Consider the following 22,303-nt stretch of genomic DNA (forward strand, 5'->3'; position numbering starts at 1 on the left):
TTATTGCCTGATAATTTCTGTTCCTTCAGGGGGAGTGAAGGAAAAAAATGACAGCAGTTCTTTTGGAGGCTTGCCAACCAGGCTGTCAACAGTGATATCAGTAAAGTTCAAAACAGTTACGGTGCCGAACTGATCGCGGATATTTATCCGGCGGATCAGTGAGTCGGGTGTCACCCACAGATGGATGTCCTGAACCTGGGACTGGGGTGTTTTCGGGATGAGTTTAATCACCTTGATTACCGCACTGTTTTCCGACTGGAATTCTTCCTCGGCCGGGCGAATATAAAAGTCCCTCTTCAGGACGCCTTTCCCGGTAAAAAAAGAATAGGTGAGATCTGCATCGAGGGTATTGGCCGGGGAGACGATCATCTGGTGCAGCTTGGCAAAGTACATGGAGAACGTTTCGCCGTCATTGGTCAACACCTGTTTATCCGGACTGGTATAATCCCAGCGCATATAACTTTTACCACCCAGTTTGACAAACGCGGCCTTGCCCGAACCCCGGCGCGGTCGGCCGGTCATCTCGCCGCTGGTGTTCTGAATGAAATTGAAAGAGAGGCTGGCAATCTTGTCGTACCGCGCCTGTAAACGCTCGGCGATATCTTCCGGATATTCGGTGCCGCATGCGCCCCTGTGTGCGTTTATAACCGGCAGCAGCAGGCAGGAGGCGATCAGGAGTATTTTAGATAGATTTTTCATCAATCGTATGAATAATTGAATTAAATGGGAAGGAGTTGAATCGTCCGGCCAAATATTTTACTTGCAATCTGCGCTGCGGTTTCCGTCAAATCGGTGACGAAAAACCTGTTTTGGCTGGGATCATGGTTTCCTGGAGTTTCGAACGCTTTGTCGCGATCTATATAGCTTTTAAGAAAAAGGGCGGTTGCTGCCGAGGAATCGATGAGCGTGACCTTCTTGCCGATTCGGGCCTGTATCAGGTCTTTAAGAAGCGGATAATGGGTACAGCCGAGTATCAAGGTATCGATCTGTTGATTTTTCAAGTCATGCAGATACCGGCGGAGAATCATTTTGGTCTCCCGCTTACCTGTCCAGCCCTCCTCAACCAAGGGGACGAGCAGCGGGCAGGCCTTGGAAAAAACCTTATAACCTGGATGTTGCTGGCGGATTTTGTCCTCATACACGCCGCTTCGGATAGTGGCCCGTGTGCCGATAATGCCGATCCTGCCGGTCCGACTTGTAGACAGTGCCTGCTCAATGGCAGGGGTAATGACCTCAATGATAGGAATGTTGAACTCCCGGCGAAGTCGATCGGTTGCCACACTGGATGCTGAGTTGCAGGCTATGACAATAACCTTTGCCCCTTGTTGTATAAGAAATCGGGTGTTCTCAACTGAGTAGTCAATAATTGTTCGTGCACTTTTGGTGCCGTAGGGCGTGCGGGCAATATCCCCCAGATAGAGCAGGGGGGAGTCGGGCAGGAGCTGTTCAACCGCCTGGGCAACAGTCATTCCGCCGACGCCTGAATCAAAAATACCAATCATAAAAAGTGAATGTATATCGAAAAAACCAAAATTGGTCGGACATCAACTTATCCCGGAAAATAGCTGATATGCCGGGATTTTTTTAGTGCCATTTTGAGGCGGGAAATATTTCACCACAGATTTTTCCCAGCAAAAAACAGGAAAACAATCTGTAAGATACTAACACGACATGTATACCAGAAAACAGGGGGAACAACAAGCAGACATCGGTGCAGATTGGATTGTCGATTTTTCTGAACTCGAGCCATGGAACATGTTGACAGAAAGTGGACTGGGAATTATTTTTGCCCTGACTCAAAAAACAGTTCGATAAAGAAACCGAGTTGTATCATTGTTTCTTTCTATAATTAAGAGCAGGGAATTTACCTGCAATGTTTTGCAATGTAATAGGTGGAAAAGAAATGCCAGTTTACGAGTATGAATGCAAGGAGTGCGACAACGTCTTTGAAGTACAACAGAAAATTGCTGATGATCCGCTGAGTGAATGCCCCACATGTCACGGACCGGTGAAAAAACTCATGTCGATGAGTTCTTTCCAGTTAAAAGGCGGCGGTTGGTATGCCGACGGCTATGCGAGTACCGCCAATGGTTCGAAAAAAACTGATTCTGCCGTCAAACCGGCGGAAACCACGGCACCCTGCAAAACCGGTGGCAGCTGCGCTGCATGCCCGGCTGCCACGTCTGCTTAGGTAGTTCTGGCTGTCAAAGGCTATATTGCCGATGGTTTGGTAATAACAGCCATTGCGTCCCCGTAGGAAAAGAAACGATACTGCTCCTTGACTGCTATGCCATAGCAGTCAAGGAGGGTTTTTCTGCCGCAGAGGGCGGAAACCAGAAACATCAGGGAAGAATCCGGCAGGTGAAAGTTGGTGATTAAATTATCGATCACCTTGAACTGAAAGCCTGGATAGATGTAGAGGTCGCACCAGTCTTCGATTGCTTGAAGACGGCCCGTTCTTATTGCACCAAATTCCAGGGCCCGGACGGTAGTGGTGCCAACGGCCCATATCCTGCCGCCTCGCTTTTTTGTTGCCGTGATTGTATCGACTGTCTCCTGCGGGATGGTAAGGTATTCCCGATGGATCTGATGGCGGGTGATGTCAGTTTCCCGTACCGGCGCAAAAGTGCCATAGCCTACATGCAGGGTGATCTGGCCAATCGAAGTGCCTTGTTTGCTGATCTTCGCAAGCAATGAGTCGGTGAAATGCAGGCCGGCAGTCGGGGCGGCAACCGCTCCCGGCCGGCTGGCGTATACCGTCTGGTAGCGAGTGACATCTTCTGCGGTGCAGCCGTTTTTCCTGGAAATATATGGCGGCAGGGGCACCTGGCCGCTGCGTTGTAAGGTCTCTGCCAGGCCGAGAGACGGGTCGAAGTGTAGTCTCAGTCTCAGCTTACCACCCTCAAGGTCCTCTTCTACCGTGCAGGACAGCCTCTCGTTCATTGTGATCATCGACCCTTTTTTCGGTCGTTTGGAAGATTTTATCAGGCCGTTGGCCAACGCAGTGGTGTGGTTTTGGGGATCTATGGTCGGAAATTCGAGCAGGAAAACCTCGGCCTTGCCGCCGGTCTCTTTGGCGCCAAGGAGTCTTGCCGGGAAAACCCTGGTATTATTGACCACCAGCATATCCTCTTTGCCGATAAACCTGGCAATATCGCTGAAACGACAATGTTCTGGCTCCCTAGGTGCGGCATTGACGACCATCAGGCGGGAGTCGTCCCGTTTTTCTGCGGGATGCTGGGCTATGAGATGTTCGGGAAGGTGATAGTTGTAGGCGTGTAAGCTAAGATCGTCTTGCATGATACTCTGCGGTATGGAAAAAAAGATGTCGATTGTCTGTGTATTGCGGACAATGCATTAAGTTATGTTATACGGTAAGGTTAAATACGAATTTTTTTACTGAGCCATCGCGGAATCGGACTTCTTACAAGTTTTAATGTTTGCTTTTACTTTAGCGTCGAGGAGCTGTCGTAGATACCATGATTTTAGCAGTTGCTGCAACTGAAATTGAAATGGTCCCGTTTCTGGCTGCATTGCCGCCTGGATCGGCTGCTGTCTGCCGGACGCTGGTGAGCGGGGTCGGCCCCGTTGAAACAGCCCTTCGATTGACCAGATTCCTTTGCCAAAGTGCAGAACAGTTTGGTGCTGTCCTGCATTTTGGTGTGGGAGGAGCGTATCTTCAGCCGGATGAGAGCAGTCAGCGACAGCCCGATCTCCTCGATATCTGCCTTGCCGAAAAGGAAATTGCCGGTGATTTTGGCATCTGTCTGGGCGAGGCAATGGAATATCTGAAAAACTCACTCACCGGAAAAATCGCGTATGACATGGACGCGCCGCTCCGGCAGCGTTGTGAGACTGTTTTTGCGAGGCTAGGCATCAAGTATACTGCCGGGGTCTTTATCACGGTAAACGGTATAACCGGCACCAGCGCTCGTGGCAAAATGCTGCAGTCCCGGTGGAACGGACTCTGTGAGAACATGGAAGGTGCGGCCGTTGCCAGGGTCTGCCGGGAATTTAATCTGCCCTGTGCTGAGCTGCGCTGTATCTCAAATTATGTCGTGGATCGCAATCCAGCGACCTGGCGTTTGCAGGACGCCTGCCTGAAAGCGGCTCATACGGCGGCACGGCTTATGAAGGAATTGACCATATGACGAACGAACTTTCTCTCGGCTTTTCCCCCTGTCCCAATGATACTTTCATCTTCTATGGACTGGTTCATGGCATGATCGAGATGCCGGATGCAGCATTTGCCCCACCGGTTTTAGCCGATGTGGAGCAGCTGAATATGTGGGCGCTGGACGGAAAGCTTGATGTCACCAAGCTTTCTTTTCATGCTCTGGGACATGTGCTTGATGAATATTGTCTGCTCTCTGCGGGGAGTGCGCTCGGCAGGGGCTGCGGGCCGCTTCTGATTGCCGCCGCCAGGACACCGCTTGAAGATGTCGCGGCAATGACCATCGCTATCCCCGGGAAACTGACCACTGCCGCCCTGTTGCTGCAGATGTTTCTGCCGGACTGCCACCGCCTGGTGGAGATGCGTTTTGACCATATCATGGGAGCGGTAAAAAGCGGTGCAGTCGATGCAGGGGTGATAATCCACGAATCCCGTTTTACCTACGGCGAACAGGGGCTGTTCTGTCTGCAGGACCTTGGCCTGTGGTGGGAAGAAAGCACCGGACTGCCGATTCCGCTTGGCTGTATCGCCGCCAGAAGAAGTCTCGGCAGCGAGAGGATCATGGCTATCGATCAGGCCATCAGGGCCAGCGTTGACTATAGTTTCGCCCATCCCGATGCCTCCTTGCCATATATCAGGAGCAACAGCCAGGAGCTTGCGCCGGATATCGTCCGCAGTCATATTGAGCTGTATGTAAACGACTTTTCAAAAAATCTGGGCCAGGAAGGGGAGGCTGCCGTCCAGGCTTTTCTGCAGCGGGGACGCCGGGCCGGTGTTCTTCCGGACAGCATGGACAGTAATCCACCATTAACGATATGATCATACAGCTCTCTTTCCCGGCCACAGGCTTTGCTGATATTCCCGTATTGTCCGTTGCTGCAGATTCCGGGGAAGCACGAAGGAGAGGTCTCCAATACATCAGGCGTGCGCTGGAGTTGCGCTCCCTGTCCAGTATCTGTATCAAGCAAAAAGAAATGCGGCCGCAGAATCGATACGGTGTGCATTTGTTGGTACAACAGTACGATCTGGTAATAATGGAGGCAGACAGCGATGCTGTGGCACCTCCGCGTAAGCCCGGCGCCCCCGCCGAATCATTGCCGGGTGTCCAGCTATTGCCCGGAAACGATGACGGGGCAATGGAGCAATTCGTCGAGCGACTGGTAATGCGGATGAACGCACTCGTGCAGCAGACACCTGTGTGGGGGTGTATCCTGATCGGTGGTAAAAGTTCCCGGATGGGGCAACCAAAGCATCTCATAGAGGATGGGCAGAAAATCACCTGGCTGGAACGAACGACTGAAATTCTTGCTCCTCTGGTTGACGGAATTGTCGTCTCGGGAAACGGCAGGCTGCCGGAAAGGCTTGCCGACACCATTCGTCTGGCGGATGTCCCGGGCGTGGCCGGTCCTCTGACGGGAATAGTCGCTGCCTGTCGGTGGCAACCGATGGTCTCATGGCTGCTCGTCGCCTGCGATATGCCGCATATAACGACAGAGGCCATCCAGTGGCTGCTCTCCGACCGTCATGCCGGCTGCTGGGGACGGGTGCCTAAACTTGCAGCGGACAAGAGAGCGGAACCGCTTTTGGCCTGGTATGATTTTCGGGCCGGCCAAATTTTTGAAGAGCTGGTGTCTGCAGGGAATTTACGCATCGGTGATGCTGCCGTTCATCCCAAAATTGATACCCCCCTCATTCCGGAAGCCCTGCGCCACAGCTGGCAAAATATCAATAGCCCGGACCAATTGCCGGCATCGCCTGCTTGAACAGGGGCGTCTGTGGAAAGTAAATAGCTTGGCTGAGATGGAGGGCGCGGCATGATTTCACCTGAATTCCGTTGATGCATCCCCATTTGCCAGCAGATGTCTGCCCTGCCTGAAATCTTGCTGCCACACAGAATCGGGGACCATGCTCCCGCCTGTTGCCCAAATCAGGTGTGTGGCCTGCTGTTGCCGGGCTGGAGTGAGATGCAGCTCTTCCCATGCTTTGGTAAGTCTGGCAAAACCGGCAAAACCAATGACCCCAGATGGTTCGAGGCGGATATCTTCACTGTCGGCCAACAGCGCCAGCAGGCGATACATTTCTCTATCTTCAGCGGTAAAGATTCCCGAAAGCATATGGCGCATTACCCGGCAGACCAATTGAGAAGGCCGGCTGACCGCCAGGCCGTCGGCGATGGTTTTATTTTTAATGCCCAGTTGCAGAGCGGAGATTTCATGGTCGAGTCCGGTGGCAAGTCCTACCAGCATGGCAGGAGACTGGGTCGGCTCGCCAAAAAAACAGTGGACATTGTCGCCAAAGGCCAGCTTCAGGCCAAAGCTTACCCCGCCGGGCCCTCCGCCAACGCCACAGGGAAGATAGACGAGGAGTGGATGGTCCGCATCGACCTGAATCGAGTGTTCGTCGAACTGTGCCTGTAATCTTTTTGCCGCAACCGCGTAGCCTAAAAAGAGATCTCGCGAATTTTCATCATCGACAAAATAACTGAAAGGATCAGCCTTTGCCTGCTCACGGCCTTTAGCAACGGCGATGCTGTAATCGGCGTCATGTTCAACAATGCTGACCCCCCTTGCGCGCAGCATTTCTTTTTTCCAATGTTTGGCATCGGCCGACATATGAACAATGACGCGAAAACCTAATTCTGCCCCAATTATACCGATGCTCAGACCCAGATTTCCCGTTGAACCGACGATAATCGAATAGCGATGGAAAAGGTCATGACATCGCGCCGAGGCCAGCAAGGCATAATTATCGGTTATTTTCAGCAGCCCGCTGGCAATTGCCGTTGCTTCGGCAAATTTGGCAATCGCATAGATACCGCCACGGGCCTTTATGGAGCCGGAGATGGGCAGGTGGCTGTCCAGCTTCACCAGCATCCTGCCCGGGATTTCAATACCGTAATAATCTTCAATTGCCGCATGCATCGCCGGGATGTGCCGCAAAGGGGATTCGATCAGTCCACCGGCGGGTGCCGTTTCCGGAAATGTCCGGGCAAAATAAGGGCGAAAACGATCCAGTCGATCTGCAGCATCCTGCTGGTCCGTATGATCGAAATCAATAAAAGCTTGAGCCTCAGAGCAGGATTTCCTCTCCGGATTCAACCAAAATACAGGTCGTGTGGCGATGATATCGGCTAAAACAGGACATTGGTCGAGCCAGTCCCGCATCGGTTTGCCATGAAAAAGTTTTTCCACTTATTTCCCCTTGTCATTACAGAGGGTTCTTTTTAATTGCCGGAGGCAATCCAGGACATGTTATACTTTCCTATGGGTTCTTTCCCTTAAGATATGTATTTTATAACAAGAAACTATCCAATATTCCTGTTGAATATCATTTGCAAATAAGAGAGCGCAAGGCAATGGCTGGAAAACCAAGCTACGAAGAACTGAGACAACGAATATATATTCTGGAACAAGAAGCAGCTGTGCGAGAACGTACTGAAAAACTCAACGGCGCCCTGTTAAAAATATCCAATGCTGTGCATGTATCGACGACCCTTGACGAATTTTTCAAAACTGTTCATTTCGCCTTGATGCCTGTCATTAACACGACCAATTTTTTTATTGCTTTGTATGATGCGGCAAGCGACAGCATAACATTTCCATACTTTGTCGACGCTGTCGATACCTGGTTCCCTCCGGTTCTTGAAATCAGTAAAACAGCATCATTAACGGCAGAAGTCATTCGTACCGGACGCCCTCTTTTGATAACGAAAGAAAAAGCTCTGGATCGAATGGCCAGTAGTCTCCTGACAATCCCACCCTGTACGCCGGCAGAAATCTGGCTGGGTGTACCCTTGCAGATTAAAGGGAAAATGATCGGGGTGATGACGGTGCAGAGTTATTCTGATGCTGCCTGTTATGATCAGATCGACCTGAATCTTATGGTCTCCGTTGCTGAGCTGGTCGCTCTTGCGATCGACAATATGACTGCGGAGGAATCGTTGCAGGCAAGTGAAGGACGGTTTCGGGCCATTGTCGATCTTGCCGTGGGTGGCGTCGTTCTTGGCTCGCAGGCGGGCGACATTATTGAGGTGAACGAGTACTTCTGTTCTTTGACGGGCAGAACAAGAGAGGAGCTTCTTGGCAAGCATATCAGCTGCCTGAATTTTAGCCAGGAGAGTATGGAAAATTTCCCCTTTCGCTTTGACCTCCTACGAAAAGGAGAAAAGGTGGCGACTGAACGGGTACTGCTTCGTCCGGACGGTTCGGAAATTTCTATTGAAATGCGGACCAAAATGATGCCTGACGGCACTTTTCAGTCCATTTTCTTTGACGTCACTGAACGTAAACTCCGCGAGAAAGCCCTTGATGAGGCAAAAGAACGTTTTCGACTGGCTTTTCTGACCAGCCCGGATGCTATCAATATCAATAAAATGGACGGAACCTATGTGGATATTAACCTTGGTTTCACTGAAATTACCGGCTATAGCCCCGAGGACGTGATCGGCCGGTCTTCTCTTGATATCGCCATTTGGGATGATGCCGGGGATCGTCATCGTTTCATACAGATATTGCAGCGGGACGGCTATGTCAGAAATCTGGAGTTCTGTTTTAGAATGAGAGATGGCTCGAAAAAGACAGGACTGATGTCTGCCAATGTTATTGAGGTAGATGGAGAACAGCACATCCTGTCAATCACCAAAGATATATCGCTGCTTAAAAAAACCGAAAAAGAGAAATACGAACTTGAAGTCAAGTATATGCAGTCGCAGAAGATGGAGGCAATCGGCATCATGGCCGGCGGCATAGCGCATGATTTTAACAATATGCTGGCAATCATCATTGGCAATGCGGAGATGGCCAGGCTCACTCTGCCAAAAGAGAGCCCGGAAAGCTATTGTGTAAACCAGATCATTGTAGCGTCGCAACGGGTAAAAGAACTGGTCAAACAGATTCTCACCTTCAGTCGTCAGACCGATCAGGAATTGATTCCCCTGGATCTGTGCCAGGTCGTCCGGGAATCGTTGCAGTTCCTTCGCTCGACTATTCCGACGACAGTCGAGATCGTGCAGGATTTTGGGGAAAACTGTGGCCTGATACTTGCCGATGCGACCCAGATTCATCAGCTGCTGATGAATCTGTGCGCCAATGCGGTGCATGCCATGGATGAGAAAGGAACGCTGAAAGTGTCCGGTATGCTGGTGGAACTGACAGGAGATGATGTTGTCCACCAGCCTGATCTGTATCCCGGACGCTATCTCAAGTTCAGTGTAACCGATACCGGTATCGGCATTGCCAGAGAAATCCAGGGCAAGATATTTGATCCTTTTTTTACAACCAAGGGAGTTCATGAAGGAACCGGGATGGGCTTGTCAATAGTGCTTGGAATTGTCAAAAGCCATGATGGGGTGCTGCGGGTGAACAGTGCGCCAGGTGAAGGGGCAACCTTCACCATCTATTTTCCGGTACTGCAAAAGGAACCGTTGGCTGAAAAAGAGCAAATCCCGGTCCAGCTCAAACGGGGTAAGGAAAGGATTTTGTTTGTCGATGATGAAGAATTACTGGCGACAATGGGGGGGCGTATACTTGAAAACCTCGGTTACACGGTTACTGTTGTAGTGAGGAGCCATGATGCGCTGGATACGTTTCGGGCCAATCCTCAAGCATTCGACGTGGTCATAACCGATCAGAGCATGCCGGAGATGTCCGGGGTGGAGTTGTCGATGCAGCTCTTAAGAATCAGACCAGATCTTCCCATTATTTTATGCACTGGCTACAGCAAAAAGATTACCGAGGAAGAAGCGATACGGATGGGAATTAAAAAATACTTGACAAAACCCTTTAATATGAAGACTTTAGCGCAATGCGTCAGAGACGTTCTGTCATGATATATTGCAGCTGAACACCTGGGCTTCGGCTCTTTTTACTCTCTGCATTCGGGGCATGGTTATGCTTGAAAAAAAATTTACAGAGCTGTCCCACAAGACATCCCGCCGCATTGCCCTGCCTGCGTTTTTCACCCTCGTCCTCTTTGTGACCGCTATTTTTTTCGTTCTCATGCCGCAGCTTGAGGAAAGCTTTCTGGCCAGGAAAAAAGAAATGATCCGGGAGTTGACCGAGACCACCTGGAGTCTGCTCGGTACCTATTATGAGCGGGAGCAGAACGGCGAATTAACCCGGGCCGAGGCCCAGAAACGTGCGGTCCTGCGTATTCATAATCTGCGTTACGGCCCGGAGAAGAAAGATTACTTCTGGATCAACGATATGGTTCCGCGGGTGATCATGCACCCCTACCGACCGGATCTGGACGGCAAGGATGTCACCAATTTTACGGATGCGAACGGCAAGCACCTTTTTGTCGACTTTGTCAAGATAGTCCAACAACAAGGGGCCGGGTATGTGGACTATCTGTGGCAGTGGAAGGATGAGCCTGCCAGAATATCGCCGAAAATGTCCTATGTGAAAGGTTTTAAGCCTTGGGGGTGGATCATCGGCACCGGCATGTATACCAATGATGTCTATGCGGAGATTGCTGAAATCCGCAATAAACTGACGGTCATCTCCCTGGGGATCCTGCTGGTCGTCTCGCTGCTTTCGGTGTACTCCATCCGCCAGACCATTCTGGCCGATCGGGAGCGATTGGGCATCTTTAAGGAGCGCGAAACTCTGATGAAATCCCTGGAGCAGAGCAAGGAACGCTACCGCAACCTGATTGAGACCACCAGCGACTGGATCTGGGAATCCGACAGTTCCGGGCGATATACGTATTCAAGCCCCAGGGTGCGGGATCTGCTCGGTTATCTGCCGGAAGAGATACTCAATAAAACGCTGCTGGATATCGTCTCTCCCCAGCAGGCAAGAACATTTATCAGCACCTTTAATGACTTGATTCTTGCCCAGAAAGCTATTAACGGTCTGGAGAATATCTGTCTTGGCAAAAGTGGTCAGATCGTGGTGCTGGAAAACAATGCGGTACCGATTTTTGACGACCAGGGTGCCTTTCTCGGTTATCGGGGGATTGCCCGGGATATAACCGAACGAAAGGTAGCCATGGAAGAGCTGAAGAAAAGTCGCGATGAACTGCATGCAAGCCTCGAAGAAACAGTCTCTTCACTCTCTTCCACCGCCGAAAAAAGGGATCCCTATACTGCCGGTCACCAACTGCGTGTTGATCTTTTAGCCTGCGCTATCGGTAAGGAACTTGGTCTCTCGGCCCACCAGCTCGAGGGGCTGCATATTGCCGCCCTGCTGCACGATATCGGCAAAATAACGCTGCCTTCCGATTATCTGGCCAAACCATCCAGATTAAGCAAAGAAGAGAAAGCCATCGTCCGATGCCACTCGGAGGTGGGGTATGAAATTTTGAAAAATATCCATTTCCCATGGCCAGTGGCGGAAATTGTCTATCAGCACCACGAGCATCTGGATGGCTCGGGTTACCCTCGGGGGCTCACCGCCAAGGAAATGCTCCTGGAAGCAAAGATTATTGTCGTGGCCGATGTGGTGGAAGCCATGTCCTCCCATCGCCCATATCGCGCATCGCTTGGCATAGACAATGCACTTGATGCAATCCGATCAGGCCGGGGAACCCTCTATCACGCTGAGAGCGTCGATGCCTGTGTGCGCCTGATAAAAGAGGGGAAGGTCGATATTTGCTCCAAAGATGTGTGTCCGGTTTTTCTCTAATTGAGCCATTATATATCAATATGCACTGGTGTGAAAGGATAGGATCTCTATGAAAGACAACGGTAACCTGGTGTGGATCGATCTGGAAATGACCGGGCTGAACACCTTTACAGACAAGGTTCTGGAGTTGGCAACGATCGTCACCAACTCGCACTTGGATATCCTCGCCGAGGGCCCGGATATAGCTATTCATCATCCGGAAGAGGTGCTGGCGGCAATGGATGCCTGGAATACCCAGCATCATGGAGAATCCGGCTTGATTGAGCGATCCAGCAAGAGCACGTATACCTGCCGGCAGGCAGAATTGGAGACCCTGGACTTTATTCGTCAGTGGGTTGACCACGGGGTTTCGCCGATGTGCGGCAACTCGGTCTGGCATGATCGTCGTTTTCTGGCCCGGTTTATGCCTGAACTGGAGCAATACTTTCATTATCGCAATATCGATGTCAGCACGATCAAGGAGCTGGCTAAGCGCTGGGCCCCGGATCTGGCACATTTCAAAAAAGAGAGCAGGCATCGCGCCTACGACGATATCAGGGAATCAATTGCTGAGCTGAAATATTACGGGGACTGCTTTCTCAGGAAAAGCTGATCAGGGCAACGTTCTCCGGGGATAATTCCCGGGGGCAGATTGAGCTGACATTGACTGCCGCTTGTTTGGGGGAGAGCTTGCCGTTATCTGATAATTCTTTGCATTACCGAGCATTTTCTGCAGCTTTCCATCTTTTTCTGCCAGGTCGCATGGGGCGTATTGTTGCAGAGAGTTCCACCGATGAACCAGCATAAATTGCCGGCGCTGAACTCCCAGGCCGGGCACTGCTTTATTTTTTCTTCTGGACAATGCCGAATATCCCAGCAGTTCGCGGTTTCTTCCGAGGGTGTAACTTTTTGGCTCAGCAGAAAAATCAGCTGACGTTCCACATGGCCTGGTATCGTGCGCCAGCCCTGTTCATAGCTGCAGACTGCTTTGAGGGAGATCCCCATTATACCGGCAAGCTGCTTCTGGGTTTTGTCCAGTTTTTTCCTGATGTTGACAAATTCCTGGCTGTCCATAGTGTTTTTTCACCGGCGGTGAGATTGATATTTTCGATCGATGCCATTATCCTGTCAGGTAATGAGTTGCTTAGAAATAATTTTCTCATGCTTTTCATGATAAAATTATTTCGTGACGCAACTTATCCCCGCACAGCACGGGGATTGAACTGAGCACCAGCCAAGGGCATTGAAAATCTTTCCATCATGCACGCAGGGAGCGACAAGGGGTTCACGCAGCCAAACTGTTCATGATTTTATCTCTTCGTGATTGTGTCACACAGTAACATACAACCTGTTCCTTATGCAAACACGGAAATGAAACCGGAAGCTCGGCTATGCATTTAAAAACAGATACAGCGAGGTCTTTTCTTTATTTTTTCCTGCTGGTCCTCCTGCTGCTCGGATGTGACCAGGAGGAAAAAAACAAACCGCTGCAACTCGGCGACACGGCCCCCGATTTTGCAGTCAAGGATTTAAGGGGCAATGTCATTGTTTTATCCACTCTGCAGGGCCGTCCGGTTATCCTGCGTTTTTTCGAAACCAACTGCCGGTTTTGCAGGGCTGATACGCCTGCGTTTACTCAGTTTTATGCTGCCCATAAAGACAAGGGGCTGCAGATTATATATATCGGCAGTTTTTATGAAAAAGAGCACGATCTGCAGGCTTTTGCCAAGGAACTCGGCCTGGTGTTTCCGGTTGTTCAGGATCAGCAGGCGCAACTTGCCGATCTGTATGGTATCCGTGCTTATCCGCAGACCGTCTTTATAGGTCCGGACCGCAGGATACTGGCCGCTCTTCTTGGCGGCGTCGGTGCGGCGGAACTGCGGGAAATTTTTGGGTATTGATCGAGTTAAAATACCGCATCTCATCCGACCACTTTACCAATGAGGTATATAATGAAAAATTCACTTATATTAATAACCGTTCTGTTCTTCGTTGCTACCGCAGGAGTCAGTAATAGTGCAGGTCTTCAGGCAGGCGAATCGGTAAATAAAGAGAGCCGGTGTCCGGTCTGCGGCATGTTTGTGGCGAAGTATCCGCAGTGGCTGACACAAATCACTATGTCCGATGGCAGTACCGAGATCTTTGATGGAGTAAAGGACCTGATGGCCTATTACTTTGCCCCACAACAGTTTGGCGCTGCTGCGGGGAACACGGTAGACGAAGTTTTTGTGAAAGACTATTACAGCCAGAAATGGATTGACGGAAAAAAAGCAATTTTTGTACAGGGCAGCGATGTGTACGGTCCCATGGGGCATGAGCTCATTCCTTTTGACAGTCAGGCCGGCGCTGAGAGTTTCTTCAAGGATCATCACGGCAAGAAGATCTACAGCTTTGCCGAGATAACCCCGGATGTCATAGAATCACTACGAAAAGGTCATACGATGAAAGGTCATAAAATGAAAGAACATTCAATGTCCGGGCATACGATGCAGGACACTCCCATGCCGAAAACAAATTGAATATGCGTCCTTCCACCGGTTTGCTGATGACATTGATGATATTGTCAATGCTGGGTGGTGCGGTTGCCCACACGGTGCTCATCAAAAGGGGTGAGCAGGCGGAGAATCTTCAAATCCTCCAGGGGGTGGTCGCAAGCCTTGGTCTGTCCGATTTAGCCCTGTCCACCGAGGCGCGCTATACCCGTCACCCGGCAGTCAGCGATCCGGTAGTGGTGTCGATGGATCATCCCGGTGCAATCGACCATTTTCCCTCGACTTTTTTCTGGGCCCCGGTCGCTCGCCCATGACTGGAAATAGGTTGGGCCGACTGCTGAATATTCTTGATTACGCCCTCTCTTCTCTCGGGCGAAAATCCCTCAAGAATGGAGGCGTCTTTATCATCTTTACCCTGGTTGTTTTTCTTTTTGCCTCTTTTCAGCTGGTGAGCAGGGCCTTGACCGAAGCGGCGCAGACGGTCCTTGCGACGGCTCCGGACATTACCGTGCAACAGATGTCGGCAGGCAGGCAGGTGTCCATTGCCTCTTCGGCGAAGATTCCGCTGGCACCAATCTTTGGTATCAAGAAAATAGAAGAGCGGATCTGGGGCTATTATTTTGATGAGAGCAACGGGGCGAACTATACGATAATCGGTCTGCCGGCCCGGGCCGGTGATTCTGGTGGCACGCAGCTGTTCGGGTTGGCCGAGGGGCGCTTGCCTGTCGCCAGCGAACGAGGGCAGGTGGCCATCAGCGATAATGTCCGACGTCAGCTCCAGCTCGGGAATCGAAAACATTTTTCTTTATTCAGACCGGATCTCAGTCAAGCCTCCTTTGCAACAGTCGGCCTGTTTGCCCCAAAAACCGAGATCCTCACCGCGGATCTGATGGTCATGAATCTGGCCGACGCGAGAGATCTCTTTGCCATTGCCGACGGTTTTGTCACCGATTTGCTGGTTTCGGTTGCCAATCCGAATGAAATTGAGACAATTGCCAGAAAAATAAGTGAGAAATTACCGGGAAGCAGGGTTATCACCAGGAATCAGATTCTGAAGACCTATAAAGTAGTTTTCAACCGGCGCAGCGGGCTGGGTACTGTCTGTCTCTTGACCGCCCTGGCTGCCTTTGTCATTCTGGCCTGGGACAAGGCATCGGGACTTTCCCGGGAGGAGAGAAAAGAGGTCGCGATCCTTAAGATACTCGGTTGGCAGACCAGCGATATCATGCTGTTACGTTTCTGTGAATCCCTGTCTCTCTCTCTTCTCGCTTTTATAAGCGGATATCTGCTTGCGTGGGTGCATGTTGTTTTCTGGGGTGGGGCGCTCTTTCGCCCGATTTTTCTCGGCTGGTCGGTTATTCGGCCCGTATTTTCTCTGGCGCCCCCGCTGGCCGCCAGCGATCTGCTGCTGGTCTTCTCCCTGTCGGTCGTTCCGTATCTCTGTGCCACGGCGGTGCCTGCCTGGCGGGCCGCGACGGTCCGAGCTGATTCGGTGATCTGATGATGCCAGACAATCTCGTTGAATTGCAGGCGGTGACAAAGATATACAATCAGGGCCAGGCCAATGAAGTTATCGCCCTGAAACAGGTCAGTTTCACTGTCGCCCGAAATGAGATGGTTTGTGTCCAGGGACCGAGCGGCTCGGGGAAGACTACCCTGCTTTCTCTTATCGGCTGTATTTTTGCGCCGACCAGCGGCAGAGCAACGATTGGCGGTAAAAAAATATCCAGGCTGCCGGATCATTTTCTTACCCGTTACCGGCGCGAACTGACCGGTTTTGTATTTCAGCACTATAATATGCTTGACCATCTGACCGTCCTGGAAAATATAACCCTTCCCCTGCTTCCTTTAGGGATTTCTCCCGGCGATCGCGTGCGCAAAGCCGATCGACTGCTGGAAAAATTTGGCCTGAGCCATCGGAGAAATTTTTCAGTCACTCAGCTGAGCGGTGGGGAGTTGCAGCGCGTGGCAATAGCCCGTGCCCTGATAAATGACCCGCCGATTATTGTCGCCGATGAACCGACCGCCCATCTTGACGGAAAACTGTCGCGGGAAGTGGTTGACATGCTGGCGTCCTTAAGGGACGAGGGGCGAACCGTGGTGATTGCTTCCCATGACCCGATAGTCAGTGCCCATCCGGCGATGGCCAGAATAATTGAGGTGAGAGACGGCATAATTCTGCATCAGTTGTCGGGGCGGTGAGGGACTATGCTGCTAAATTTCTGGTCGATTACCCTTCTCGTCATATCAGCAGCAGCCTTATGTATGACCGGGGGAACGGTCTGGACAGCTGTCAGGATTTTGCGGTTCTGGGATGGCGAGGCCGACACCGCACGGCAGATTCAACTGGAAAATGAGACCTGGCTGTCGGCACTCCTGATGGAATACGGCCTGGTTCTGCAGCTCTTTTCTCTGCTCCTTCTGGTCCTTGCAGCTGATACATATGCCGAGATCCTCATCGGGGCAATGTGCGCTACGGGCGCCTTTCTTGCCAACAGCTACGGCATACCTCTGTTGCTGGTCAAAATTTGCGGCATATTTCTTTATGGCTTCTGGATCGTGCTGCATCGTCTGGACATCAGCTCTGAGTATTTGCCGTTGACCCGATTCAAATTCTGGTATGCATTTTTCCTGGCACCGCTGCTGGTCCTCGACACCGTTTTGCTGCTGCTGTACCTGGTACAGCTGAAACCGGATATTATCACCTCCTGCTGCGGGGTAGTATTCGGCCAGGCCGCAGGTGACGGGAAAAACCTTATCGGGCCGGTGCCGGTCCGAATGGTGATGGTGCTTTTTTACGGTCTGGCCGGGCTCTTGTTAGGTTTTGGCTATGGTCTATTGCGAAAAACTGCAGGAACCTCTTTAAAAGCGGAAAGGATAACCGGTATCATATTCAGTCTGCTGTGGGTGATTTTTTTCTTCTTGTCCCTGCTGGTTATTACCGCGGTAATCTCTTCCTATATTTATGGGATGCCTTTTCACCGCTGTCCTTTTGATATCCTGAAAAAGCAGTATCATTTTATCGGGTATCTGATCTATCTGTCGCTTTTCGGAGCGACTTTTTTCGGCATAAGCACAGGGATGACTTCGTCTTTTACAACAATTGCCAATCTTCAGCAGTCGGTGCGTGTGTTTCAACGAACAGCGCTTCGTCTGACTCTCGTGCTCCTGCCTCTTTTTCTGATCCTGGTCAGCTGGTTTCCGCTCATTTATCTCTTTGGTTGATTATTGCTGATTCTATTTTATTTTTAATAAGATCAGACTTAGAGTAGCTGGTAAGGCAAAATGCGACGCGGCAAAAGTGATGGTTCTTGCGTAGGGAAATGATGTCGAAAACTACCGATTCTAATGAGGTCATTGCCGATTTTGATCCCCATTTCAAAATCTTTCACGACCTCATGCCTTTTAAGGTGCAGGAGATCCTCCTCATTTCCAGTTTGTATGATGCCTACATCATGGAGGAGGACGGCAGTATCGCAACCCGCCTCATCAATGAATACCACGGTCTTAATCTCAGCAAGCCGCCGAAAATCACCAGGGTCTCATCAGCGGTAGAGGCGTTTCATCTGCTCACCGGGAAAAAGTTCGATATGGTCATCACCATGCCTTTTCTGGGTGGGATGGATGCCTTTGCATTAGGTTCGGCCATCAAAAAAATCCAGCCGGATATTCCGGTCATTCTGGTCAGCCATAACATGCGTTCCACCTTCCCGGACAAGGTGGACAGGCGGGGCGTCGATAAAATTTTCCTCTGGTGCTGCGAGGCCGATCTGCTGCTCGCTATCATCAAAAATGTTGAAGATCATCAAAATGTGGCGATGGATACCAAACGGGCAATGGTGCGGGTGATTATCTACGTTGAAGACTCACCGCTCTATCGCTCGCTCATTCTGCCCCTCATTTACAGTGAAGTGGTGCGCCAGACCCAATCGGTGCTTGACGAAAGTCTTAATGAGCGACACCGTCTGCTGCGGATGAGAGCCCGGCCCAGAATACTCATGGCGCAGAACTACGAAGAAGCCCAACACTTGTATCAAACCTATAAGCCCTACGTTTTTACGGTAATCTCCGATGCAACTTTCAGGAAATCCGGTCGGTCGAATGCGCTGGCCGGCTTTGATTTCCTCCGGTCTATCCGAGGGGAAATTCCAGATGTGCCGCTGTTGATGGTGTCCACTGAACACAAAAACCGCGCTGAGGCGGAACGGATACCGGCTGTCTTTATTGATAAAAATTCTCCGGTACTGCGAGACGAACTGCACAAATTTTTTTTGAATAATCTTGGTTTTGGCGATTTCATTTTTCGGCTGCCCGATGGAACGGCCATAGGTCATGCCTCGAATCTGCGTGAATTTGAAAATCAGCTTAAAGTTATTCCCGAGGTTTCGCTGAGATATCACAGCAACAGAAACCATTTTTCCAACTGGGTCATGGCCAGGGCAGAAGTCATCCTGGCGCTTAACCTGCACCATGATTCTTTACCAACGACTGACACGCTGGAAAACATGCGGGCGGATCTGGTCGACAAGGTCCATTCGCTGCGTAAATTGCGGCAGCAGGGAGTTGTCGTCAAATTTTCGGCGGATGACTACGATCCTGATATCATGGATTTTGTGAAGATCGGCAACGGATCCATGGGTGGGAAAGCTCGGGGGATAGCGTTTATGTGGGCCTGTCTGCAGGGTGCGTATCGTGACCATGCCGTATTGCAGACGCATACGGTTACCATTCCGAAAACCTGTGTTATTACCGCCGACGGCTTCAATACCTTCGTTGAGGAAAACAAGCTTCATTTCAGTAAATCCATGCCCGATGACCAGGTGGCAGATCTATTTCTGGATGCTGCTTTACCTGCCTGGCTCAGACAGGAGCTTCGGGCTTTTCTGCGAAAAACCCCCCATCCTCTCACCGTTCGCTCCTCAAGCCTTTTGGAAGACGGCCAGTTCAAGCCATATGCCGGGTTGTATTCCACCTATTTTCTGGCCAATAACCATGCATCATTTGATGAACGACTGGGGCAGCTGGAAAGTGCTATCAAGCTGGTGTATGCCTCGACCTGGTTTGAAAGTCCCATCGCCTTTTCCAAAGTAACCGGTCGTGGCCGGGAAGACGCGATGGCGGTGATTATCCAGCAATCTGTTGGCGATCAATTTGGCACCTATTTTTATCCGGCGGTGTCCGGCGTCGCCCAGTCGCATAATTTTTATCCGGTCATGGATCTGAACGCTGATGAAGGGATCGCCCACATTGCAATCGGCATCGGAAAAACAGTGGTTGAAGGGGGGAAGTCGCTGTGGTTTTCACCCGCAAAACCGAAAAAACTGATCCAGTTTTCCACGGTTGACAACATGCTCAAGTATAGTCAACGGGAATTCTACGCCTTGAATGTCGAGCTTGATGCGTGTTTGCAGCGGGACAACTCCAATCTGGTGCTGAGAACCGTGCAGCAGGCGGAAAAAGAACTGCCGGTGAAAATGCTGGCATCGACCTATATTGCCGATGAGGACAGGGTTAGGGATGCATGTCTGCCGGGAGTGAAGATCATGACCTTTGCCCATTTGTTAAAATACTCCAGCTATCCACTGGGAAAAATTTTGACTGAATTACTCAAGACGGCAAAGTCGGGGATGGGAGGGGATGTAGAGATTGAATTTGCTCTGCGTCTGCACCCGGATCTGGAAAAGTCGGTTTTCTATTTTTTACAGGTACGACAAATGGTTATCGGGAGCGAAATGGCCGATGTGCAGATTTGCGATCACGAGAGACAAAATGCTTTCTGCCATGTCAGCACATCGCTGGGCCATGGGAGTTTTTCGAACATCGCCGACATAATCTATGTCTGTCCAGAGGTGTTTGACGGGGCAAAAACCATGGATATGGCCAAAGAGATCGGCGCGATGAATCGCCGGCTGCTGCATGACAAAAGGCCGTTTTTGCTCATTGGCCCAGGGCGATGGGGCTCGGCTGATCCCTGGCTTGGCATACCGGTCCAGTGGGGGGATATATCAGGAGTAGCGGCCATTATTGAGGTGCAGAGCCATAAAATAAGGGCCGATCCTTCACAGGGGACCCATTTTTTCCAGAACATCACCTCGCTTGGTATACCTTATCTGACTTTACACGAAAAGGGCCGGCAGGAGGGCGAAAATCATACCGATTTTCTTGACTGGCATTGGCTCAAAAGGCAGAATCTCGTTGAAAAGGGACAGTATGTACATCATGTTCGACTGATTAAGCCATTTACCTTGAAGTGTGATGGGACAAAAGCAGAAAGTGTTCTTTTCCAAATGGAAAAACCATGTACAATGGTATGTACGGTTGAGGGAAAAGAGGTTTGGCATCAAAGTTCTAGTGTACCAGGAGAATGTGTGTGGATACGATAATAGATGAGATCAGAGACCGGGACCCGGAACAGCATGAATTTCACCAGGCGGTTCAGGAAGTGGTGGAGAGCGTCAAGCCGGTCCTCGACCGCAACATAGAGTACCGGCAACAGGCAATCCTGAGGCGGATAACAGAACCGGAGAGAGTGCTCATGTTCCGCGTGCCGTGGATGGATGACGACGGACAAGTGCAGGTAAACAGAGGGTTTAGAGTGGAAATGAACAGCGCGCTCGGACCCTATAAAGGGGGCTTGCGCTTTCATGCCTCCGTCAATCTCGGCATAATAAAGTTTCTGGCTTTTGAACAGGTGTTTAAGAATTCCTTAACCACTTTGTCCATGGGTGGCGGTAAGGGCGGCTCAGATTTCGATCCAAAGGGCAAGTCGGATAACGAGGTGATGCGTTTCTGTCAATCCTTTATGAGCGAACTTTATAGGCATATCGGTCCCAATACCGATGTGCCCGCCGGAGATATCGGGGTCGGTGCGCGCGAGATTGGCTATTTGTTCGGTATGTACAAAAGACTGAAAAATGAATTCACCGGAGTGTTGACCGGCAAAAGTCTAGCCTGGGGAGGCAGTCTGATACGCCCCGAGGCCACCGGCTACGGGGCAGTCTATTTTGCGGCGGAGATGCTCCATACCCGCGGCGACAGTCTGGAGAACAAAGGATGCCTTGTCTCAGGTTCGGGCAATGTCGCCCAGTTTACGACGGAAAAAATCATCCAACTCGGCGGCAGGGTGCTCACGCTTTCCGATTCCTCCGGGTATATTTTTGACGAACAGGGAATCGACCGGAAAAAACTCGACTATGTCAAAGAATTGAAAAATATCCGCAGGGGACGAATAAGTGAATATGCCGAGCAATACCCGAGCGCTGTCTATACTCCGGTCAACCCGACCCTAGACCATAATCCTTTGTGGGGTCACAAGGCTGACTGCGGTTTTCCCAGTGCCACCCAGAATGAGATAAATGGCGTTGATGCGCAGCATCTGGTCGATAACGGCGTCCGGCTCATCTGTGAAGGGGCCAATATGCCGACAACTCCGGACGCAGTCGATATATTTCTGGATCACAGGATTTGCTATGCCCCGGGCAAGGCTGCCAATGCCGGTGGGGTGGCTGTCTCCGGGTTGGAGATGGCGCAAAATTCCATGCGCCTTTCATGGCCCAGAAAGGAGGTTGATGACCGGTTGAAACAGATCATGAAATCGATTCACCGGACGTGCCTCGAAGCCGCCGAGGAGTATGGAAACCCCGGCAACTATGTGGCCGGTGCAAATATCGCCGGATTTGTCAAAGTGGTTCATGCCATGCTCGACCAGGGGCTTGTTTAGTGAATTAGAAATAAGTTACTTGTGCTTTTTACAAGTAACTTATTTCGTGAATGAACTTATCCCGCAAATCTTTTGGGCGGGATTAGTGACCAGTCGGTAAGTTACTTGTGTTTTTTACAAGTAACTTATTTCGTGAATGAACTTATACCCCTCAAGGGGGGCACAAAAGGGAGTCCCGCAAATCTTTTGGGCGGGATTAGTGACCAGTCGGTAAGTTACTTGTGCTTTTTACAAGTAACTTATTTCGTGAATGAACTTATACCCCTCAAGGGGGCACAAAAGGGAGTCCCGCAAATCTTTTGGGCGGGATTAG

General features: G+C 50.7%; 20 protein-coding genes. 15 read left to right on the top strand and 5 right to left on the bottom strand.

The features are described 5' to 3' along the window. Both FCL47_RS19795 and murI read right to left on the bottom strand, forming a co-directional pair. Positions 1–699 (bottom strand): outer membrane lipoprotein carrier protein LolA, encoded by a 699-nt coding sequence (locus FCL47_RS19795; protein WP_136815448.1) that lies wholly within the window; start codon positions 697–699, stop codon positions 1–3. Between the two features lie 20 nt (positions 700–719). After that, the gene (gene murI / locus FCL47_RS19800) at positions 720–1,502 is read right to left on the bottom strand and encodes a glutamate racemase (RefSeq protein ID WP_136815449.1); all 783 of its coding nucleotides are present in this window, start codon (positions 1,500–1,502) and stop codon (positions 720–722) included. Between the two features lie 401 nt (positions 1,503–1,903). On the opposite strand from murI, the gene FCL47_RS19805 reads away from it, so the two are divergent. Further along, the gene (locus FCL47_RS19805; RefSeq protein WP_136815450.1) at positions 1,904–2,191 is read left to right on the top strand and encodes an FmdB family zinc ribbon protein; all 288 of its coding nucleotides are present in this window, start codon (positions 1,904–1,906) and stop codon (positions 2,189–2,191) included. Between the two features lie 20 nt (positions 2,192–2,211). On the opposite strand, the gene queA is transcribed toward FCL47_RS19805, so the two are convergent. Next, a complete protein-coding gene (gene queA, locus FCL47_RS19810) occupies positions 2,212–3,300 on the bottom strand; it encodes a tRNA preQ1(34) S-adenosylmethionine ribosyltransferase-isomerase QueA (protein ID WP_136815451.1) in 1,089 nt (362 codons plus the stop codon). Positions 3,301–3,479: 179 nt separating this feature from the next. Here queA and mqnB point away from each other — a divergent pair, with 179 nt between their 5' ends. The 3 genes from mqnB to FCL47_RS19825 are packed head-to-tail and all read left to right on the top strand — an operon-like array spanning position 3,480 to position 5,937. After that, entirely contained in the window at positions 3,480–4,151 is a 672-nt protein-coding gene (mqnB, locus tag FCL47_RS19815) for a futalosine hydrolase (RefSeq protein ID WP_136815452.1), read from the top strand. Next, the gene (locus FCL47_RS19820) at positions 4,148–4,993 is read left to right on the top strand and encodes a 1,4-dihydroxy-6-naphthoate synthase (RefSeq protein WP_136815453.1); all 846 of its coding nucleotides are present in this window, start codon (positions 4,148–4,150) and stop codon (positions 4,991–4,993) included. The genes mqnB and FCL47_RS19820 overlap by 4 nt, the downstream gene beginning before the upstream one ends. After that, positions 4,990–5,937, top strand: coding sequence for a molybdenum cofactor guanylyltransferase (locus FCL47_RS19825; protein ID WP_136815454.1), 948 nt, complete (start codon positions 4,990–4,992; stop codon positions 5,935–5,937). The genes FCL47_RS19820 and FCL47_RS19825 overlap by 4 nt, the downstream gene beginning before the upstream one ends. A 57-nt stretch (positions 5,938–5,994) precedes the next feature. Here the strand turns inward: FCL47_RS19825 and FCL47_RS19830 are convergent, their stop codons facing one another. Continuing rightward, on the bottom strand, positions 5,995–7,338 hold the full coding sequence (locus FCL47_RS19830) for a D-serine ammonia-lyase (RefSeq protein WP_136815483.1): 1,344 nt from the start codon (positions 7,336–7,338) through the stop codon (positions 5,995–5,997). A gap of 191 nt (positions 7,339–7,529) precedes the next feature. Between FCL47_RS19830 and FCL47_RS19835 the strand changes: the two genes are divergently transcribed. From FCL47_RS19835 to orn, 3 genes are all read left to right on the top strand, one after another. Beyond that, positions 7,530–10,001 carry a PAS domain S-box protein gene (locus FCL47_RS19835; protein WP_136815455.1) on the top strand — a complete coding sequence of 824 codons (2,472 nt, stop codon included), beginning with the start codon at positions 7,530–7,532 and terminating at the stop codon, positions 9,999–10,001. 61 nt (positions 10,002–10,062) lie between these two features. Next, positions 10,063–11,799 carry a cache domain-containing protein gene (locus FCL47_RS19840; RefSeq protein WP_136815456.1) on the top strand — a complete coding sequence of 579 codons (1,737 nt, stop codon included), beginning with the start codon at positions 10,063–10,065 and terminating at the stop codon, positions 11,797–11,799. Between the two features lie 43 nt (positions 11,800–11,842). Continuing rightward, positions 11,843–12,391, top strand: a complete 549-nt coding sequence (gene orn / locus FCL47_RS19845; protein WP_370459584.1) for an oligoribonuclease — start codon at positions 11,843–11,845, stop codon at positions 12,389–12,391. An 83-nt stretch (positions 12,392–12,474) separates the two neighbouring features. Here the strand turns inward: orn and FCL47_RS19850 are convergent, their stop codons facing one another. Beyond that, positions 12,475–12,852 carry a DNA-binding transcriptional regulator gene (locus FCL47_RS19850; RefSeq protein ID WP_136815458.1) on the bottom strand — a complete coding sequence of 126 codons (378 nt, stop codon included), beginning with the start codon at positions 12,850–12,852 and terminating at the stop codon, positions 12,475–12,477. A gap of 317 nt (positions 12,853–13,169) precedes the next feature. On the opposite strand from FCL47_RS19850, the gene FCL47_RS19855 reads away from it, so the two are divergent. The 8 genes from FCL47_RS19855 to gdhA all read left to right on the top strand — a co-directional run bounded on the left by FCL47_RS19855 (position 13,170) and on the right by gdhA (position 21,990). After that, the gene (locus FCL47_RS19855) at positions 13,170–13,679 is read left to right on the top strand and encodes a peroxiredoxin (protein ID WP_136815459.1); all 510 of its coding nucleotides are present in this window, start codon (positions 13,170–13,172) and stop codon (positions 13,677–13,679) included. 51 nt (positions 13,680–13,730) lie between these two features. After that, positions 13,731–14,297 (top strand): nitrous oxide reductase accessory protein NosL, encoded by a 567-nt coding sequence (locus FCL47_RS19860; protein ID WP_167496581.1) that lies wholly within the window; start codon positions 13,731–13,733, stop codon positions 14,295–14,297. 26 nt (positions 14,298–14,323) lie between these two features. After that, positions 14,324–14,584: a hypothetical protein gene (locus FCL47_RS19865; RefSeq protein ID WP_240744316.1), complete on the top strand. Its 261-nt coding sequence runs from the start codon at positions 14,324–14,326 to the stop codon at positions 14,582–14,584. After that, a complete protein-coding gene (locus FCL47_RS19870) occupies positions 14,581–15,771 on the top strand; it encodes an ABC transporter permease (protein WP_136815462.1) in 1,191 nt (396 codons plus the stop codon). Before FCL47_RS19865 ends, FCL47_RS19870 begins: the two co-directional genes overlap by 4 nt. Further along, positions 15,771–16,472: an ABC transporter ATP-binding protein gene (locus FCL47_RS19875; RefSeq protein WP_136815463.1), complete on the top strand. Its 702-nt coding sequence runs from the start codon at positions 15,771–15,773 to the stop codon at positions 16,470–16,472. The genes FCL47_RS19870 and FCL47_RS19875 overlap by 1 nt, the downstream gene beginning before the upstream one ends. A 6-nt stretch (positions 16,473–16,478) precedes the next feature. Next, on the top strand, positions 16,479–17,495 hold the full coding sequence (locus tag FCL47_RS19880) for a hypothetical protein (RefSeq protein WP_136815464.1): 1,017 nt from the start codon (positions 16,479–16,481) through the stop codon (positions 17,493–17,495). 98 nt (positions 17,496–17,593) lie between these two features. Next, positions 17,594–20,653 (top strand): PEP/pyruvate-binding domain-containing protein, encoded by a 3,060-nt coding sequence (locus tag FCL47_RS19885; protein ID WP_240744317.1) that lies wholly within the window; start codon positions 17,594–17,596, stop codon positions 20,651–20,653. Beyond that, a complete protein-coding gene (gene gdhA, locus FCL47_RS19890; RefSeq protein WP_136815465.1) occupies positions 20,641–21,990 on the top strand; it encodes an NADP-specific glutamate dehydrogenase in 1,350 nt (449 codons plus the stop codon). The genes FCL47_RS19885 and gdhA overlap by 13 nt, the downstream gene beginning before the upstream one ends. Positions 21,991–22,303: the final 313 nt, after the last annotated feature.

This window comes from Desulfopila sp. IMCC35006, assembly GCF_005116645.1.
Taxonomy (GTDB): domain Bacteria; phylum Desulfobacterota; class Desulfobulbia; order Desulfobulbales; family Desulfocapsaceae; genus Desulforhopalus_A.

What these genes read in the sequence shown, in the direction of transcription:
- FCL47_RS19840 (WP_136815456.1), top strand. Translation starts at nt 10,063, where the DNA reads ATGCTTGAAAAAAAATTTACAGAGCTGTCCCACAAGACATCCCGCCGC.
- FCL47_RS19825 (WP_136815454.1), top strand. Translation starts at nt 4,990, where the DNA reads ATGATCATACAGCTCTCTTTCCCGGCCACAGGCTTTGCTGATATTCCC.
- FCL47_RS19795 (WP_136815448.1), bottom strand. Translation starts at nt 699, where the DNA reads ATGAAAAATCTATCTAAAATACTCCTGATCGCCTCCTGCCTGCTGCTG.
- murI (WP_136815449.1), bottom strand. Translation starts at nt 1,502, where the DNA reads ATGATTGGTATTTTTGATTCAGGCGTCGGCGGAATGACTGTTGCCCAG.
- FCL47_RS19880 (WP_136815464.1), top strand. Translation starts at nt 16,479, where the DNA reads ATGCTGCTAAATTTCTGGTCGATTACCCTTCTCGTCATATCAGCAGCA.
- FCL47_RS19850 (WP_136815458.1), bottom strand. Translation starts at nt 12,852, where the DNA reads ATGGACAGCCAGGAATTTGTCAACATCAGGAAAAAACTGGACAAAACC.
- FCL47_RS19830 (WP_136815483.1), bottom strand. Translation starts at nt 7,338, where the DNA reads ATGCGGGACTGGCTCGACCAATGTCCTGTTTTAGCCGATATCATCGCC.
- FCL47_RS19870 (WP_136815462.1), top strand. Translation starts at nt 14,581, where the DNA reads ATGACTGGAAATAGGTTGGGCCGACTGCTGAATATTCTTGATTACGCC.
- FCL47_RS19860 (WP_167496581.1), top strand. Translation starts at nt 13,731, where the DNA reads ATGAAAAATTCACTTATATTAATAACCGTTCTGTTCTTCGTTGCTACC.
- FCL47_RS19835 (WP_136815455.1), top strand. Translation starts at nt 7,530, where the DNA reads ATGGCTGGAAAACCAAGCTACGAAGAACTGAGACAACGAATATATATT.
- FCL47_RS19885 (WP_240744317.1), top strand. Translation starts at nt 17,594, where the DNA reads ATGATGTCGAAAACTACCGATTCTAATGAGGTCATTGCCGATTTTGAT.
- FCL47_RS19865 (WP_240744316.1), top strand. Translation starts at nt 14,324, where the DNA reads ATGACATTGATGATATTGTCAATGCTGGGTGGTGCGGTTGCCCACACG.
- FCL47_RS19875 (WP_136815463.1), top strand. Translation starts at nt 15,771, where the DNA reads ATGATGCCAGACAATCTCGTTGAATTGCAGGCGGTGACAAAGATATAC.
- queA (WP_136815451.1), bottom strand. Translation starts at nt 3,300, where the DNA reads ATGCAAGACGATCTTAGCTTACACGCCTACAACTATCACCTTCCCGAA.
- FCL47_RS19855 (WP_136815459.1), top strand. Translation starts at nt 13,170, where the DNA reads ATGCATTTAAAAACAGATACAGCGAGGTCTTTTCTTTATTTTTTCCTG.
- FCL47_RS19805 (WP_136815450.1), top strand. Translation starts at nt 1,904, where the DNA reads ATGCCAGTTTACGAGTATGAATGCAAGGAGTGCGACAACGTCTTTGAA.
- mqnB (WP_136815452.1), top strand. Translation starts at nt 3,480, where the DNA reads ATGATTTTAGCAGTTGCTGCAACTGAAATTGAAATGGTCCCGTTTCTG.
- FCL47_RS19820 (WP_136815453.1), top strand. Translation starts at nt 4,148, where the DNA reads ATGACGAACGAACTTTCTCTCGGCTTTTCCCCCTGTCCCAATGATACT.